Source organism: Paraburkholderia fungorum (assembly GCF_900099835.1).
GTDB lineage: Bacteria > Pseudomonadota > Gammaproteobacteria > Burkholderiales > Burkholderiaceae > Paraburkholderia > Paraburkholderia fungorum_A.
Genome location: NZ_FNKP01000002.1, coordinates 822,365 through 838,013, shown reverse-complemented (window position 1 = coordinate 838,013; position 15,649 = coordinate 822,365). Strand labels below are relative to the sequence as shown.

Genomic DNA, 15,649 nt, shown 5'->3' with positions numbered 1-15,649 from the left:
ATGACGGTGGATCAATGCAACATCAGCAACACGGCATGGCAGAAAACGGTCGGTCAGCTCGACGTAGGATGCGCGCATCAGTTCGCAGCGCATGTCAGGCAGATTGTGAGTTCGCATGTGTCGACCCGCGTGTCGCCGCGAAACGAGGCCGTCTCGGTCGTACTGCTCGACCGGATCAGCCCGCGCACTGCAACGGTCTCGTGGAGTGATCCGCAAGGTTGCAAATATGGCGAACAGGTCTGGCGGCTCGCGGCGGCCAAGCGTGCGGGAACCTGCGTGCTGACCGGCCAGCCGATTGCGAGAGGCGAGCCGATTTATCGTCCGACCAAGGCCGATCCGCCTCCGACCAACGCCGATGCGATGATGCTCGCGGTTGCTTTGGATGAGGCGCTTTCTGCGTGATCGGCGCACGCGTAAGCGCCCGAATCAAAACCGCGCCGTCTGCGAAACGCACTATAGTGAAGACTGTCTTCAATCCTTGAAGAGGGTTCTTCGATGACTTCAAGCAAGCGTCGCACCTGGGCCAGCGGATTTCTGATCGGCGCCCTGCTCTATCTTCCCGCCGCGCACGCGCAGCTCGGCAATCTCCTCAATCAGAACGGCAACAGCGGTGCTGCTGGCGGACTTGGCAGTCTCAGCGGCTTAACCGGCGGATCGTCGTTGCAGTCGCTCACGTCGAGCAGTACGGGCAACGTTGCCGGCGTGCTGCAGTTCTGCGTCAAGAACAATTATCTCGATCCGAGTGCTTCGTCGGTAAAAGACGGGCTGATGAGCAAATTGGGCGGCTCTTCGTCGACCGATAGTGGATACACCGACGGCGCCAAGGGCATTCTGAACAGCGGCAGCGGTAAGCAGGTCGACCTGAGCGGCGGCGGTTTGAAAGAGCAGCTCACGAAACAGGTCTGCGACAAGATTCTCGCTCAGGGGAAATCGTTGCTGTAGGTTGGTGTTGTTTTATAAAAGGCAGGCGGCGAGTTGTGTCGCAAGGAAACAGAAAGATTCGCCGCCATCCCTATCGCCCCATCGCCAGTAGTGCCTTCTCGCATATCGCAAAAATCCGATATATGATTCGTCTTGTAGCGATGCAGATGTGTCGACGCCCATTCGCGCCGCACCTGCCCGTTGCCGAATACTGAAACGAACTCAATGACGCCCGATATCGACGCGATTCACAAAGCGCTGGCCAACCCGGTCCGCCGGGAGATTCTCGGCTGGCTACGCGAGCCGTACGCGCATTTCGCCGATCAGGAGCTGCCGCTCGACCATGGCGTATGCGCGGGCAAGATCGACGCGCGCTGCGGTCTGTCGCAGTCCACTGTGTCGGCCCACCTCGCGGCATTGCAGCGTGCTGGGCTGGTCACGTCGAAGCGGGTCGGTCAGTGGGTCTTTTTCAAGCGCAATGAGGCTGTCATCCAGGCGTTTCTCGATCATATGAACGCCCGGCTCTGAACACGTCATTGGCATCGCCGCGCTTTTTTCCTGATTTTTCATCAAGCAGTTTATTCAGGCTCGGGACTCGCGCCCGCCGCCAAAGGTGAATACTTATGCCGACTCTTTTCGATCCGCTGCAAATTGGCGACATCACGTTGTCGAACCGCATCATCATGGCTCCGCTTACGCGTCAACGCGCTGAAGAAATCCGCGTGCCGAACGCGCTGATGGCGAAGTACTACGCCGAACGCGCTACCGCCGGCCTGATCCTCAGCGAAGCAACGTCAGTCACGCCTCAAGGCGTGGGTTACGCAGAAACGCCGGGCATCTGGTCGCAGGAACAGGTTGAAGGCTGGAAGCTCGTCACGAGCGCGGTCCATGCCGAGGGCGGCAAGATTTTCCTGCAACTGTGGCACGTGGGCCGCATTTCGGATCCGCTGTTCCTGAACGGCGAACTGCCGGTCGCGCCGAGCGCAATCGCGGCGCAAGGCAATGTGAGCCATGTGCGCCCGGAACGTCCGTTCGTGACGCCGCGCGCGTTGGAACTCGACGAAATCGCCGGCGTGGTCGAAGCGTTCCGCAAAGGCGCGGAAAATGCGAAAGCAGCCGGTTTTGATGGCGTCGAAGTACATGGCGCGAACGGCTATCTGCTCGATCAGTTCCTGCAGGACAGCACCAACAAGCGCACCGACTCGTACGGCGGCACGATCGAAAACCGCGCACGTCTGCTGCTCGAAGTGACCGACGCATGTATCGACGTGTGGGGCGCGAACCGCGTGGGCGTGCATCTCGCACCGCGCCGCGACGCACACACGATGGGCGATTCCGATCCGGCCGGCACGTTCGGTTATGTGGCACGCGAACTCGGCAAGCGCAAGATCGCTTTCATCGCCGCACGCGAGTCGCTCGGCGATGACCGCCTCGGCCCGCAACTGAAGAAGGAATTCGGTGGCCCGTACATCGCGAACGAAAAGTTCACGAAAGAAACCGCGCAACACGTGCTCGACGCAGGTGAAGCGGACGCGGTTGCCTGGGGTCAACTGTTCATCGCCAACCCGGATCTGGTGCGCCGCTTCGAAACGGATGCGCCGTTGAACAAGCCGAATCCGTCGACGTATTACGCTCGCGGTGAAACCGGTTACGTCGATTATCCGACGCTGGAAGCAGTGGAATAAATCAGCACGTTGTAGCACCGCGCGGCGGGTATGACCGGACGATATGCCGGCCATACCCGCCGCATTTTTTATGCGCGTCTAGTTGCGCAATAGCGTGCATGTGCCATACATCACGCGAGATCGCGGCGCATGAATACGCGCTTCGACTCATCGAGTCCTCGTGCGATATGCGCGTTGCGCCGCTCGATCAGTGCTGCATCGAGTTCGGTGAAATCGATATCGGCAAACCCGAGCCGCCGATAATACGGCGCATTCCACGGCACATCGCGGAAGGTCGACAGCACGAGTTGCTTTAACGCCCGCTCGCGAGCCAGTTGCGCAACCTGTTCGATCAATGCCGCGCCGATTCGGCGTCCGGCATGCGTGGTCAGCACATCGAGTTCCTGCACGTAGATTCGCGTAGGCTGCGGTTCGAACATGACGAAGCCGACCAGCGCTTTATCGGCGTTGAAATCGACGGCGACGATGATCTCGCCTGTATCGATCTTGCGCTCGACCACCTCCAGGTCCATCGGCGCGGCATCGGCAATCCCCGCCATATCGACGCTCAAAAATCGCTGACCCGCTTCGAATTCGATCTCGCGAATCGACTGTGCATCGTGCAGTGCGGCAAAACGAAACATCACATTGGGTGCGTATTGCATGGGCTTTTATCGTGAGAGCCAGCTTTCGTGACCAGGTACACGGCTCCGGGATATTGACACTCCTGCTTACAAATACACAAGTGCGTAGGCGATCACGGCGCTACACTCATGAGATTCCGATTTCACTCGAGCCATGATGCATTTGATGCAAATCCTGCACGTCGCCCTGCATATCGACAGGCACCTGGGCGCACTGACCGCGCAATTCGGCACGACCGTGTACGCCATGCTGTTTCTCGTCATCTTCTTCGAAATCGGTTTTCTACCGCTGTTCTTCCTGCCCGGCGATCCGCTGATTTTCATTTGCGGCGGACTCGCGGCCACCGGTGCATTGAATGTCTGGCTCATCATGCTGACGCTATTCATGGCCACCGTTGCCGGCAGCATCGTCGGCTATGGAATCGGCCGTGCAATCGGCGAGCGGGCCTATACCGCCAACTACCGCTGGCTCAACAAAGAGGCGCTGCGCAAAGCGCACGCCTTCAACGAAGCGCGAGGCGGCCTGACCTTTCTGCTGTCGCCATTGCTCGCCGTCGTGCGCACATTCGCGCCATTCGTCGCGGGCGTTTCGCGCATGACGTTCGTGCGTTTTGTGTCATTCGTCTGCGCGGGTGCTGCGTTATGGATCGGCGCGCTCGTGACTGCGGGTTATCTGTTCGGCAACATGCCGCTGGTGCACGATCATATGAGTTCGATCGTGCTGCTCGGCGTCGTGGTCGGCGGCGGGTCGGTGTTCGTCGCGGCGCTGTGGCGTCTTTTCAATCAGCGCGGGCGTCGCATGCAGTGACATGCGCGGGCACCTCGCGATGCCACGCACACCATCGCGACTCGCCGTGGCGACTCGTTGCGATCTTCTCCCCGCCCCATTTCATCACCTTGACTCGACCGAGATACGAAGGTAGCCTTCACAGGTAACCTTCATATCCTGTCATCATGAGCAAGAACGCTCCGCCGGTTGCGCCCGAAATATTGCATGCCCTGGCAGAAGATTTGCGTGTGCTGGCCGGCAAACTCCGCCGCCGTCTGCGCGAGGAGTCCCACGTGGGCGACTTCACGCCGTCGCAGGTGCAGGTCCTCAATTTGCTGGAACGTGAAGGTCCGGCAACGGTCACAGCACTTGCACGCGCTATCGGCATGCGTCCGCAATCCATGGGCGAGACACTTTCAGTATTGAAAGCTGCCGGACTCGTGAGTGGCGCTCCCGACCCCAATGACGGTCGGCAAACGGTTCTCTCGCTCACACCGGCGTTTCGCAAGAAGGTCAAGGCCAGCCGCGCGGCGCGCGAAGACTGGCTGTTTCGCACCATTCAAACCGGCTTTTCAGCGGCCGAGCAACAACAGCTCGCAACGGGCGTCGACTTACTCAAACGCCTCATCGACTCGTAATCTGTCATTCGTATTTCTCAGGAGCATCGTCATGGCACTCACTACTCTCGACGCAAAAACCGCACTCGTCATCATCGACTTGCAGAGCGGTATCGTCGCGCTGCCCGTTGTTCATCCCGCGCAGGAAATCGTGCAACGCTCGGTGGCGCTGCTCGATGCGTTTCGCCGTCATGGCTTGCCGGTCGTGCTGGTTCGCGTCACCGCAGGCGCACCGGGCCGTACCGACAACGGTCGCAGCACAGGCGATTTTCCCGCCGGTTTCGCCGATCTCGTGCCGGAACTGAAGCAGCAACCGTCGGACCACGTCGTGACCAAGCGCACGTGGGGCGCCTTCACGAACACGGATCTCGAAGCGCATCTGCGTGAACAGGGCGTCACGCAAATCGTGCTCGCGGGTATCGCGACCAGCATCGGCGTCGAATCCACCGCACGTTACGCAAGCGAACTCGGCCTGAACGTCACGCTGGTCGTCGATGCGATGACCGACATGAACGCCGACGCCCATACCAACAGCGTCACGCGCATCTTCCCGCGTCTCGGCGAAACCGGCACGACGCAGGAACTGCTCGACCTGCTGGAAGGCACGCGCGCATGACATTGCGCACGAGCGCTCGCGTCCGCTATTGCACCGTTCGGCTTCTTCATGTGAGGGCCGGCCGGTGACAGGCACGTTCCGTTCGCTGCGTAATTTCAACTATCGGGTCTGGGCCAGCGGCGCGATCGTCTCCAACATCGGTACGTGGATGCAGCGCACCGCGCAAGACTGGCTCGTACTCACGGAACTCACGCATCACAATGCGACTTCCGTGGGTATCGTCATGTCGCTGCAATTCGGGCCGCAAATGCTTTTGCTGCCTCTTACCGGCTATGCGGCCGACCACTTCGACCGTCGTAAGCTGCTGTTCGCAACTCAGGCGGCGATGGGGTCGCTGGCGCTGGGTCTCGGCCTGCTTACCGTCACCGGTCTCGTCCAGCTGTGGCAGGTGTACGTATTCGCGGGACTGCTCGGCTGTGTCACCGCATTCGATTCACCGGCGCGTCAAACTTTCGTGTCGGACCTGGTCGGCGAAGAAGATCTGTCGAACGCGGTCGCGCTGAACTCCACGTCGTTCAACGCAGCGCGGATGATCGGCCCGGCAGTCGCGGGGCTGCTGATCGCGTCAGTGGGCACAGGTTGGGTGTTTCTGATCAATGCGATCTCGTTCGTCGCCGTGCTCGGCTCGCTGCGCATGCTGCGTCTGCATGAACTGCATCTGAAGCCTCGCGCTGTACGCTCGCGCGGCAGTTTTGTCGAAGGCTTCAAATATGTGTGGACGCGCCCCGATCTGAAAGCCGCATTGCTGATGCTGTTCCTGATCGGCACATTCGGACTGAATTTCCCGATCTTTATCTCGACCATGTCGGTCACCGCGTTTCACGCGGGCGCGAGTCAATACGGGCTATTGAGTTCGACAATGGCGATCGGCTCGGTCACCGGCGCGCTGCTCTCGGCACGCAGAGCGAGGCCGCGCATGGCGCTCCTGCTGGGCGCGGCAGCTGTGTTCGGCGTGGGCTGCACAGTGGCCGCGCTGATGCCGAACTACGTGCTGTTCGGCATGGCGCTTGTCGTGATCGGCGTATCGACGCAAACCTTCACGACCTCGACCAACAGCCTCGTTCAACTCTCCACCGAACCCGCGATGCGCGGCCGCGTGATCGCGATCCTGCTGGCGATTGCACTGGGCGGCACGCCGCTCGGCGCGCCGGTCGTGGGCTGGGTCGCGGACCGTTTCGGCCCACGCTGGGCGCTGGGAGTGGGCGCCGCATCCGGCATTCTCGCGGCGCTCGTCGGCCTGCTTTATCTGTACAAGTATCGCCAGTTACGCGTGTATTTCGAGGACGGACGGTTGCGCTACAGCATCGATGAACCCCGTCGCGCGCCGTCTTATGTCACCGTCAGTTCCTTACAGGCCGCCGTTTTGAACGAAGCCGAAGAGGACTCTTCTTCAGGCGTTTAAACGGTCATCTTCTCAACATTAAAAAAGCCGCGCCTGACAAATCAGGTGCGGCTTTTTCATTGCATCAGTACCAGTACTTCACATTCCGTATCGCGCTTATCGACCCGCTTACTTCGCCACTGGCATCGTGAACTCGGCGCCCTTCGCGATGCTATCCGGCCAGCGCTGCATGATGCTCTTGTAGCGCGTATAGAAACGTACGCCTTCTTCGCCGTAAGCATGGTGATCGCCGAACAGCGAACGCTTCCATCCGCCGAACGAATGCCACGCCATCGGCACAGGAATCGGCACGTTGATACCGACCATGCCCACCTGAATCTGCCGGCCGAATGCACGCGCGACGCCGCCATCGGACGTGAACAGCGACACGCCGTTACCGAACTCATGCGCGTTGATCAACTCGACGGCGCTCGCGAAATCGGGCACACGCACCACCGCCAGAACCGGGCCGAAAATCTCTTCCTTGTAGATCTTCATCTGCGTGCCGACCTCGTCGAACAACGTGCCGCCGATAAAGAATCCCTCTTCGTTCGCGACCGGATGCGCGCGGCCATCCACGATCAATTTCGCACCTTCCGCCTCGCCCGATGCGATATAGGCGGCCACCTTGGCCTTATGTTCGGCAGTCACCAGCGGTCCCATTTCAGCGTCGAGGTTTTCGCCATTCTTGATGATCAGCGATTTGACGCGCGGCACCAGTTTCTCGATCAGCCGGTCGGCGACATTGCCGACCGCCACCGCCACCGAAATCGCCATGCAACGCTCACCGGCCGAGCCGTAGGCCGCGCCGATCAACGCATCGACGGCCTGATCCAGATCCGCGTCGGGCATCACCACCAGATGATTCTTCGCGCCGCCGAGCGCCTGCACCCGCTTGCCGCGCTTCGACGCTTCCGTATGAATGTATTCGGCGATCGGCGTCGAGCCGACGAACGACAACGCGGCGACATCGGGGTGATCGATCAACGCGTCGACGGCAATCTTGTCGCCGTTCACGACGTTGAACACGCCATCCGGCAAACCTGCCTGCTTCAGCAATTCGGCGATCCGCAGCGACGCGGACGGATCGCGTTCCGACGGCTTCAGCACGAACGTATTGCCGCAAGCGAGCGCGACCGGGAACATCCACATCGGCACCATCACCGGGAAGTTGAACGGCGTGATGCCCGCGACGACGCCGAGCGGCTGACGCAGATTCCAGTTGTCGATGCCGCCGCCGATCTGGTCGGTGAAGTCAGTCTTCAGCAGGTTCGGAATGCCGCACGCGAATTCCACCACTTCGATACCGCGCACGACTTCGCCTTGCGCGTCGGTGAATACCTTGCCGTGTTCGCGTGTGATCAGCATCGCGAGTTCGTCGTGATGCTGGTTCAGCAGTTCCTTGAACTTGAACAGAATGCGGGCGCGCTTGATCGGCGCGGTTTCGCTCCACGCAGGAAACGCGGCCTTCGCTGCGCTGACCGCCGCATCGACTTCTTCAACCGATGCCAGCGCCACCGAAGCAGTCACCTTGCCAGTGGCCGGATTGAACACATCCTTGAAGCGGCCGCCTGTCGGCGCCACAACCGCACCGCCGATGTAGTGGCTCAACTGCTGCACCGACAACTGCGCCTGTTCGTTCACTGCATTCATGTCCTGACCTCGGGTTCGGGATTGACCACGGCAGATAGGAGGACCACGCCGGGTCGTAGGAAAAATTGACCCGCCAACTGTAATCGACGGCGCGGATCGTATTCCCGATACAGCGTAATAAAACCGCGCCTCACTGTGCTGTTTTGCAAACGTCAACTGTATTGGCCCAAGCCGCATTCAATTCATCGGCAACACGCGAATTCATTCACACGTTCGCTTAAATAAAAGCGGCCAAGTTGCATGGATCGGCATTCTTTTTCAGATCAATTTGCATTAATCCGTCGCCATTTTAAAAGTGTAAAAACGCGGGAAAACCCGCCTCCAGTTCCTTACTTTCAAGCCGTTGACGAAGCTAGGTGCTGAAAAAATCAGCACCTTCATAACGACACACGAGAGCCGAGGGCAACATGAAGATTCAAACGACCGACGGTACGTTGCGTACCAGCTTGATCGCGGCCTCGGTGGCCGCGGTCCTTTCTCTCAGTGCGTGCGGCGGGTCCGGCGCGCTGAGTTCAGGAACCGGCAGTCAAGGCGGCGGCGCACTGGCCGCAGGCTCGGGCACCACCGGTTCGACTGCCAGCGCAGGCGGTTCATCGAGCGGGACGAGCGGCGGCACGGGGACGTCGTCCGGCGGCAATACGACAGGCAGTACGACGACACCCAACGCGCTGAGCCAGACCGTAGGCAATTCCGGCAATGTCGTCACTGACGCGGGCAACACCGTTTCCGGCGTCGGCACCGTGATCGGCTCGCAGACCTTGCCGGTCAGCGACGCACAAACCACCCAGGCCGCTGGCGGCATCGTCCAGAACGTGGGAGGCAGCGTCGCGACGCTCGGCAACGGCATCTCCGCCGGGCTGGGACAACTCGGCACCGGCACGGACGGAGTCGGCACCACCGCCGCCAGCGTAGGCGGCGCTGTCGACTACGCCGGCAAAGCGGTAAGCAACGCGGGTACGCTGGTCGGCAGCCTCGGCAGCGGCGCGCTCGCGCCGCTCGCGACCGTCACCACGCCCGTGGGCGGCGCCGTCGATGCGCTCGGCGGCACGGTGTCCAACCTCGGCACCTCGCTCAGCAGCGCGGTCACCACCGGCCCGGTTCAGCAGGTCACCAGCAGCGTGAGTTCAGCGGTCGCTCCAATCGAATCCGTGCTGGTGCAGACGACGCAAACTGTCGGCACGACCACGGGTCTCGGCGCGCCGGTCAACGGCGTGCTGGCCACGGTCGGCGGCACGCTCGACAAGACCGGCGCGCTGCTCGCGACCAGCGGCGGCAATCCGGTCACGGCAGGACTAGGGAGCGTCGTCGCCGATACGGGCAAGACGGTGGCATCGACGGGCGGCCTGCTGACGGGCGGCAGCAGCAACGGCATCGCCAGCACGCTGTCGGGCATCACAGCGGCAACCGGCTCGACGAGCGGCACCAACCCGGTCGCCGCACTGACTTCGACGGTAACCGGCTCGCTCAGCGGCGCAACCGGCGGCGGCAGCAACGCACTGACCTCGCCGATCACCGGCCTCGTCTCATCCGTGACGGGCACCCTTGGCAGCGTAACGACACCGGCCGGCTCGACTTCGTCGGGCAAGAGCACGAGTTCGTCGGCGAGCGTCACGGCGACGGCGGGTCTTTCGGCGACCACAACCAGCACGACCAGTGCAGTCGGCGGCTTGCTCTCGCCTGTCACGGGCGCGGTGGGCGGACTGGTAGGTGGGCTCGGCAAGAAGTGACCCGGTGCTGAATGAAGCTTGCGAAGTAAAGCGGCGTGAACGGGGTTTCACGCCGCTTCAAAACCCGCCCACGCCACGCGTTACCAGCGCATAGGGGCCGCTGGTCAACTGCTCCCGCAGGAACTCGATACACACCTGAATCTTCGCCGACGACGACAGCCGCTCCGCCGTGACCGCCCACACATCGGCGGATTGCTGGTAGTCCGGCAGCACGCGCACGAGTTCGCCCGCGCGCAGGCTTTCGGCGACGTCCCAGATCGACACCATCACGATCCCGTAACCGTCTCGCGCCCATTGCACGACGATATCGCTGAGATTCGACGCGACCGTACCTGTCACTTTGACGCTCTTCTCTCCGTTGGGTCCGGCGAGCCGCCAGACGCCGAAGCGGTCGTCGCGTCCGCGAAACACGAGGCAGTCGTGCTGCGCCAGCTCACCGGGATCGAGCGGCATGCCGCGCCTTTCCAGATACGCCGGCGACGCGCACAGAATGCGCGCGCTCTCCACCATCCTGTGTGCGATCAGATGCGGCTCGTGCACTTCGCCCACACGTACGTCGATGTCGAAATTCTCACCGACCAGATCCGCGCGACGGTCCAGCAACTCGAGCCACAGCTCCAGATTCGGATGACGCTCGCGCAGCATCGCGAGAATCGGCGACACATGTTTGCGGCCAAGCCGCAAGCTCGTGCTGATACGCAGCAGGCCGCGCAATTCGGTGCGGCGATCGGCGAATGCGTCGGCCATGCCTTGCACGTCGTCGAGTATTTTCTGCGCCCACTGCAAAGCGGCTTCGCCGTCGCTCGTCACGCTGACGCGCCGCGTGGTCCGCTGAAACAGTTTCACGCCGAGACTCGCCTCCAGCATCGCGATGCGCTTGCTCACATGCGAAGGCGACAAACCCATTTCCGTCGATGCCGCGATAAAGCTTCCCCGCCGGGCGATGTTGCAGAACAACTGGAGATCGCGCAGGAAAGATTCATTATTGGCTGTGAGCGCATTCTGATTTTCCATCGGGGCGCATTGTGTCGGTGCAGAAGCACATTACCCTAGCCGTAACGAATCGATCGGGCAAGCAAAGCAGGCCGGACGCAATATTCCGGATACCCAATCAATGGTTAACCCTGTGCTGCATCCCGGCTCACCGTTGAATGCCGCACTGCGGCAAACCCGCTGGACAGGAAACCTGGGCCACATGTCCCGGAAAGTCCTGGCTTGCATTGTTGTGCTTTCAGGACGCCCAATGAGTCAGCCATAGAAGCTGATAAAAAACACTTCCGCTCAGGAGACGATATGGAAACGAATGCATCGCCGGACGCGCACGCACATCGCTCGCAGGCTCGCAAAGCGACCGCCAGCGGCTGGATTGGCTCGGCGCTCGAGTACTACGATTTCTTCATCTACGCGCAGGCCGCCGCACTAATCTTTCCCCAACTGTTCTTTCCCTCGGGCAACCCGAAGATCGCGATCGTCGCGTCGCTCGCCACTTACGGCGTGGGTTACGTCGCCCGGCCGATCGGCGCACTGGTTCTCGGGCATTGGGGCGACACGCACGGCCGCAAGAACGTCCTGCTGGTCTGCATGTTCCTGATGGGCTTCTCGACGATGGCAGTCGGCTTTCTGCCGACATATCACAGCGTCGGCATGCTCGCACCGGCGATGCTGGTCGTGCTTCGTCTGATTCAGGGTTTTGCGGTGGCCGGTGAAATCTCGGGCGCCAGCTCGATGATCCTCGAACACGCGCCCTTCGGACGACGCGGCTACTACGCCAGTTTCACGTTGCAAGGCGTGCAGGCCGGCCAGATTCTCGCCGCCGCCGTGTTCCTGCCGCTCGCCTACTACATGGACGAAAGCTCGTTCAATTCGTGGGGCTGGCGCATTCCGTTCCTGCTGAGTTCGGTCGTGCTGATCGCCGGTTACATCATCCGCCGCGAAGTGGAAGAAACGCCCGCGTTCGCCAAGGAAGACGCAAGCGGCGGCGTGCCGAAGTCGCCGATTGTCGAAGCGTTCCGTTACAACTGGGGCGACATGATTCGCGTGGTGCTCTGCTCGCTGATGAACGTGATCCCCGTGGTCGCCACCATATTCGGCGCGGCCTATGCGGTGCAGGCGTCGTACGGCATCGGCTTTTCGAAGAGCGTGTATCTGTGGATTCCGGTGGTCGGCAACATCGTCGCCGTGCTGGTGATTCCTTATGTGGGCAATCTGTCGGACCGGATCGGCCGCCGCCTGCCGATCATCGTCGGCGCGCTCGGCGCGGGTCTGCTCTCGTTCGGTTACCTATACGCGATCAGCATCCATAACGTGCCGCTCGCGATGGTGATGTCGATCCTCATGTGGGGCGTCATCTATCAGGGCTATAACGCGACCTTCCCAAGCTTCTACCCGGAGCTGTTCCCGACCCGCTCGCGCGTCTCCGCGATGGCGATCGGCCAGAACATCGGCACCACGATTACCGCGCTTCTGCCCGCCCTCTTTGCTTATGTCGCGCCGCCGGGATCGAACAACGTGCCGCTCACCATCGGCGCGATTACGTTCGGCATCTGCGTGATATCGGCGGTGACGGCATGGACCGCGCGAGAAAACTTCCGCGTCAAACTGAGCGATCTCGGCGAGCCCAACGCGGTTCCTATCGACAAGCACAGCTACGATGCATTGCGCGCGGAAACCATGGCCGAAGCGAAGAAAGCACTCGCCTGAAGTTTAGGTACTGCTGCTCAACCGCAAGCTCACTGTGCCGCCTGCCCGGCGGCCTGAAGGAACTGCTCCATGAACCGAACCCGGATCGCCGTGGCCGGCGCGGGCTATATCGGCCGCGCTCATATGGCCGTCGCGCAGCAAAGCGAGACCTGCACACTGTCGGCCATTGTCGACCCGTCGTCGGCGGCGGCCGCGCTGGCTGCCGAGGCCGGCGTTCCGCTTTACCGTACGCTCGATGAACTGCTCGAACGGGATCGTCCTGATGGCGTCATTCTCGCCACGCCGAACCAGTTGCATGTGGAGCATGCGCAGGTTTGTCTCGCGGCCGGCATGCCGACGCTGCTCGAAAAACCGATAGCGTCGACGGTCGAAGAGGCCGAAACGCTCGTCGCGGAAGTCGAGCGCTGCGGTGTGCCGTTGCTGATCGGCCATCACCGCGCGCATAGCCCGATCATGGCGCGGGCGCGGCAATTGATCGACGAAGGCAGGCTCGGCAAACTGGTCGCGGTGATGGGCAGCGCGGTTTTTTTCAAACCGGATGAGTACTTCTCGGGCGCCGAATGGCGACGCAAGGCCGGCGGCGGCCCGATTCTGCTGAACATGATTCACGAGGTGCACAACCTGCGTATGTTGTGCGGCGATATCGTCGCCGTGCAGGCGTTTTCATCGCATGCGACGCGCGGCTTTCCGGTCGAAGATACGGTAGCGATCAACCTGCGTTTCGCGAACGGCGCGCTAGGCAGTTTCATGCTGTCGGACACGGCTGCAAGTGCGCGCAGTTGGGAACAGACATCGCAGGAAAACAAGGCTTATCCGTCGTATCCGGATGAAGATTGTTACGTGATTGCAGGGACATTCGGCTCGCTCGCCGTGCCGACCATGCGCCTGAAGACGTATGGCAAAGCGGAAGACCGCTCGTGGTGGAAGCCGTTCGACGTGAGTGTCGCCGACATGACGCGCGACGATCCATTGAAGCTTCAACTGGAGCATTTCGGGCGAGTGGTTCGCGGCGAGACTGCGCCGCTAGTCAGCGCTCGCGACGGCTTGCAGAATCTGCGGATTACCGAGGCAATCGTGCACGCGGCCAATGCGGGAGTGGTTGTCGATACCGCACCCGAAGTTGCGGTGAACTCCGCGGCGAACCCAGCAGTGAACTCCGCCGCGCATTCCGCTGTCCATTAACGCAGTGCGGCTCGCGCCGCCGATTTCACTCTTCCGGGACACTCGATGAAAACATTCGTGATGCTGCACGGCATCAACCACAATATGTTCGGCAAGCGCGATCCCGCGCAATACGGCACGGTAACGCTCGCTGAAATCGACAGCAAACTTCATGCACTGGGCAAGGAACTGGGCGTGCGGGTCGAGAGCTTTCAGACCAATAGCGAAGCCGGGATGTGCGAACGTATTCACCAGGCATTCACCGATAACGCCGACGGCGTGCTGATCAACGCCGGTGCATGGACCCACTACAGCTACGGCATTCGCGACGCACTCGCCATTCTGACAGTGCCGGTAGTGGAGATTCACATGTCCAACATTCACGCGCGTGAAGCGTTCCGGCATGTGTCAGTGTTCGCGGAAATCGTCAAGGGACAGATTTGCGGCTTCGGCGTGGACAGTTATCTATTGGGATTGCGGGCGGCGGTGTCTGCGGCAGGATAAGCAATCGCCGGATAGTTAGCGCCATTGGTCGGTCAGTTCGTTGGCCAGCACCATCTTCTCGCGAATCACGTCGACCAGCGCGGCATCGAGACCGCCCTGGCTCTTCAGGAATTTAAGCGCGGCGGAATGCACGGCGCGCATCGAGCGTCCATCGATTCCGGCAATACGCGACGCGCTGCGGCGCGTCTCTTCAACCAGGTCGCGCGCGTTGCCGAAGTCCGGCGACAAACCGCTCTGCGCGTGAAATCCGGCGCGCAAACCGGCCGCGTAGTCGCGCGACTGCCCCAACCTGTCGATATCGACCAGCAGATCGACGCCCTCCGCCATCCGCAGCGCGCACAGCGTCCACAACGCGACAAACGCGCGATAGGCGTTATTGCCTTCCGCGGTGCGCGCGTATTGCTCGCACGCCATCGCGTAGGCGTCGTCCGTCATCGACGACGACGGCGGCAAGCTCACGCTACACGCCTCGACAACCTGCCGCACAAGCGGGTCCGACAGATTCAACCCGAGCACGCGAAACGGCGCGGCGACAAAAAACGGATTGCCCCACTGCTGACTGAGCAGCCAGCCCGACGCAAACTGCGACGCCGGATTTCTCAACACGCCAACATGCATCGCATCGGGAAACGCGCCTTTGAGCCAGGGCAACCGCCCTGACGAACGGCAAAACTTGAAGACCGGCACGCTGCTCTGCTCGACCGTGCGCGCGCACAAGTTACGCAGATACGCCTGCAACACCGGGAAATCCGCATCCGGTTCACGCGAGAAGCGATCAATGCTGAAGCGCTTGCGATAGCCAGTCACACCACGCGCGCCATCCTGAAGAAACGGGCGATATTCGTCGAAATACGGCGCGTCGAGCGGCGGGTGTCCTGACGTAAGCGTGGGACGCGACGCGGCGACGTCGGCCGGGCTCAAGTCGGCGAGAACATTGCTGAGCGGCTCATAGAAACCGGTCGCCCCCTCCAGCTCACGCAGACGCGACCATACCCACGTTCCGGCACTGCGCCAACCTGTATGCAGAAATACTGCCTGTTTCACGGCACTTTTTTGCGTGGCATGATCGGCGGAGTTTGCCGGATCGTTAGCGGAGTTGGGCAACGACATGGGACTTCTCTTCAAATGGAAATGACAACGAGTCGATGGAAAGCATTAGCCGCCAAGCGACGCTCGAGAAGCGCGTACTTTAGCGAACCAGGCTGTCGGCTGCGTTACGGAAACAATACTTTACCTTGCGATACCCGCGCGCAATCGCGAATGCGCACACGGTAAGCATGGAACAGCTCGCG

The 15,649-nt window shown here is 61.3% G+C and carries 16 protein-coding genes; 12 read left to right on the top strand and 4 right to left on the bottom strand.

Going from position 1 to position 15,649, the window contains the following annotated elements:
• The 4 genes from BLS41_RS19800 (at position 1) to BLS41_RS19785 (ending at position 2,606) form a co-directional block, all read left to right on the top strand.
• A complete protein-coding gene (locus tag BLS41_RS19800) occupies positions 1 to 402 on the top strand; it encodes a DUF3331 domain-containing protein (protein WP_074767901.1) in 402 nt (133 codons plus the stop codon).
• Positions 403 to 495: 93 nt separating this feature from the next.
• Positions 496 to 942, top strand: coding sequence for a YjjA family protein (locus BLS41_RS19795; RefSeq protein ID WP_074767899.1), 447 nt, complete (start codon positions 496 to 498; stop codon positions 940 to 942).
• Between the two features lie 204 nt (positions 943 to 1,146).
• Positions 1,147 to 1,449: an ArsR/SmtB family transcription factor gene (locus tag BLS41_RS19790; RefSeq protein WP_074767897.1), complete on the top strand. Its 303-nt coding sequence runs from the start codon at positions 1,147 to 1,149 to the stop codon at positions 1,447 to 1,449.
• 95 nt (positions 1,450 to 1,544) lie between these two features.
• The gene (locus BLS41_RS19785; protein ID WP_074767895.1) at positions 1,545 to 2,606 is read left to right on the top strand and encodes an alkene reductase; all 1,062 of its coding nucleotides are present in this window, start codon (positions 1,545 to 1,547) and stop codon (positions 2,604 to 2,606) included.
• Between the two features lie 110 nt (positions 2,607 to 2,716).
• Here the strand turns inward: BLS41_RS19785 and BLS41_RS19780 are convergent, their stop codons facing one another.
• Complete coding sequence (locus BLS41_RS19780; RefSeq protein WP_074767893.1) at positions 2,717 to 3,250, bottom strand: GNAT family N-acetyltransferase; 534 nt, start codon at positions 3,248 to 3,250, stop codon at positions 2,717 to 2,719.
• Positions 3,251 to 3,386: 136 nt separating this feature from the next.
• Here BLS41_RS19780 and BLS41_RS19775 point away from each other — a divergent pair, with 136 nt between their 5' ends.
• From BLS41_RS19775 to BLS41_RS19760, 4 genes are all read left to right on the top strand, one after another.
• Positions 3,387 to 4,037 carry a VTT domain-containing protein gene (locus BLS41_RS19775; protein ID WP_074767891.1) on the top strand — a complete coding sequence of 217 codons (651 nt, stop codon included), beginning with the start codon at positions 3,387 to 3,389 and terminating at the stop codon, positions 4,035 to 4,037.
• Between the two features lie 146 nt (positions 4,038 to 4,183).
• Positions 4,184 to 4,636, top strand: a complete 453-nt coding sequence (locus BLS41_RS19770; protein ID WP_074767889.1) for a MarR family winged helix-turn-helix transcriptional regulator — start codon at positions 4,184 to 4,186, stop codon at positions 4,634 to 4,636.
• A gap of 31 nt (positions 4,637 to 4,667) precedes the next feature.
• Complete coding sequence (locus BLS41_RS19765) at positions 4,668 to 5,231, top strand: isochorismatase family protein (protein ID WP_074767887.1); 564 nt, start codon at positions 4,668 to 4,670, stop codon at positions 5,229 to 5,231.
• A gap of 64 nt (positions 5,232 to 5,295) precedes the next feature.
• The gene (locus tag BLS41_RS19760; RefSeq protein ID WP_074767885.1) at positions 5,296 to 6,633 is read left to right on the top strand and encodes an MFS transporter; all 1,338 of its coding nucleotides are present in this window, start codon (positions 5,296 to 5,298) and stop codon (positions 6,631 to 6,633) included.
• 108 nt (positions 6,634 to 6,741) lie between these two features.
• Here the strand turns inward: BLS41_RS19760 and BLS41_RS19755 are convergent, their stop codons facing one another.
• Complete coding sequence (locus tag BLS41_RS19755) at positions 6,742 to 8,265, bottom strand: CoA-acylating methylmalonate-semialdehyde dehydrogenase (protein WP_074767883.1); 1,524 nt, start codon at positions 8,263 to 8,265, stop codon at positions 6,742 to 6,744.
• Positions 8,266 to 8,672: 407 nt separating this feature from the next.
• Here BLS41_RS19755 and BLS41_RS19750 point away from each other — a divergent pair, with 407 nt between their 5' ends.
• The gene (locus tag BLS41_RS19750) at positions 8,673 to 9,992 is read left to right on the top strand and encodes a collagen-like triple helix repeat-containing protein (protein ID WP_074767881.1); all 1,320 of its coding nucleotides are present in this window, start codon (positions 8,673 to 8,675) and stop codon (positions 9,990 to 9,992) included.
• Positions 9,993 to 10,049: 57 nt separating this feature from the next.
• Here BLS41_RS19750 and BLS41_RS19745 read toward each other — a convergent pair whose 3' ends face one another.
• Positions 10,050 to 11,006, bottom strand: coding sequence for a LysR family transcriptional regulator (locus BLS41_RS19745; protein ID WP_074767879.1), 957 nt, complete (start codon positions 11,004 to 11,006; stop codon positions 10,050 to 10,052).
• A gap of 279 nt (positions 11,007 to 11,285) precedes the next feature.
• Between BLS41_RS19745 and BLS41_RS19740 the strand changes: the two genes are divergently transcribed.
• From BLS41_RS19740 to aroQ, 3 genes are all read left to right on the top strand, one after another.
• On the top strand, positions 11,286 to 12,692 hold the full coding sequence (locus BLS41_RS19740; RefSeq protein ID WP_074767877.1) for an MFS transporter: 1,407 nt from the start codon (positions 11,286 to 11,288) through the stop codon (positions 12,690 to 12,692).
• Between the two features lie 69 nt (positions 12,693 to 12,761).
• Positions 12,762 to 13,874: a Gfo/Idh/MocA family protein gene (locus tag BLS41_RS19735; protein ID WP_074767874.1), complete on the top strand. Its 1,113-nt coding sequence runs from the start codon at positions 12,762 to 12,764 to the stop codon at positions 13,872 to 13,874.
• A 45-nt stretch (positions 13,875 to 13,919) separates the two neighbouring features.
• Positions 13,920 to 14,357 carry a type II 3-dehydroquinate dehydratase gene (aroQ, locus tag BLS41_RS19730; protein WP_074767872.1) on the top strand — a complete coding sequence of 146 codons (438 nt, stop codon included), beginning with the start codon at positions 13,920 to 13,922 and terminating at the stop codon, positions 14,355 to 14,357.
• Positions 14,358 to 14,372: 15 nt separating this feature from the next.
• Here the strand turns inward: aroQ and BLS41_RS19725 are convergent, their stop codons facing one another.
• Entirely contained in the window at positions 14,373 to 15,467 is a 1,095-nt protein-coding gene (locus tag BLS41_RS19725) for a hypothetical protein (protein WP_074767870.1), read from the bottom strand.
• Between the last annotated feature and the right edge of the window lie 182 nt (positions 15,468 to 15,649).

Bases quoted from the DNA above. Each gene is read 5' to 3' on its own strand.
- BLS41_RS19745 (WP_074767879.1), bottom strand. From the start codon at position 11,006: ATGGAAAATCAGAATGCGCTCACAGCCAATAATGAATCTTTCCTGCGC.
- aroQ (WP_074767872.1), top strand. From the start codon at position 13,920: ATGAAAACATTCGTGATGCTGCACGGCATCAACCACAATATGTTCGGC.
- BLS41_RS19800 (WP_074767901.1), top strand. From the start codon at position 1: ATGACGGTGGATCAATGCAACATCAGCAACACGGCATGGCAGAAAACG.
- BLS41_RS19780 (WP_074767893.1), bottom strand. From the start codon at position 3,250: ATGCAATACGCACCCAATGTGATGTTTCGTTTTGCCGCACTGCACGAT.
- BLS41_RS19795 (WP_074767899.1), top strand. From the start codon at position 496: ATGACTTCAAGCAAGCGTCGCACCTGGGCCAGCGGATTTCTGATCGGC.
- BLS41_RS19725 (WP_074767870.1), bottom strand. From the start codon at position 15,467: ATGTCGTTGCCCAACTCCGCTAACGATCCGGCAAACTCCGCCGATCAT.
- BLS41_RS19770 (WP_074767889.1), top strand. From the start codon at position 4,184: ATGAGCAAGAACGCTCCGCCGGTTGCGCCCGAAATATTGCATGCCCTG.
- BLS41_RS19740 (WP_074767877.1), top strand. From the start codon at position 11,286: ATGGAAACGAATGCATCGCCGGACGCGCACGCACATCGCTCGCAGGCT.
- BLS41_RS19765 (WP_074767887.1), top strand. From the start codon at position 4,668: ATGGCACTCACTACTCTCGACGCAAAAACCGCACTCGTCATCATCGAC.
- BLS41_RS19785 (WP_074767895.1), top strand. From the start codon at position 1,545: ATGCCGACTCTTTTCGATCCGCTGCAAATTGGCGACATCACGTTGTCG.
- BLS41_RS19755 (WP_074767883.1), bottom strand. From the start codon at position 8,265: ATGAATGCAGTGAACGAACAGGCGCAGTTGTCGGTGCAGCAGTTGAGC.
- BLS41_RS19735 (WP_074767874.1), top strand. From the start codon at position 12,762: ATGAACCGAACCCGGATCGCCGTGGCCGGCGCGGGCTATATCGGCCGC.
- BLS41_RS19775 (WP_074767891.1), top strand. From the start codon at position 3,387: ATGCATTTGATGCAAATCCTGCACGTCGCCCTGCATATCGACAGGCAC.
- BLS41_RS19750 (WP_074767881.1), top strand. From the start codon at position 8,673: ATGAAGATTCAAACGACCGACGGTACGTTGCGTACCAGCTTGATCGCG.
- BLS41_RS19790 (WP_074767897.1), top strand. From the start codon at position 1,147: ATGACGCCCGATATCGACGCGATTCACAAAGCGCTGGCCAACCCGGTC.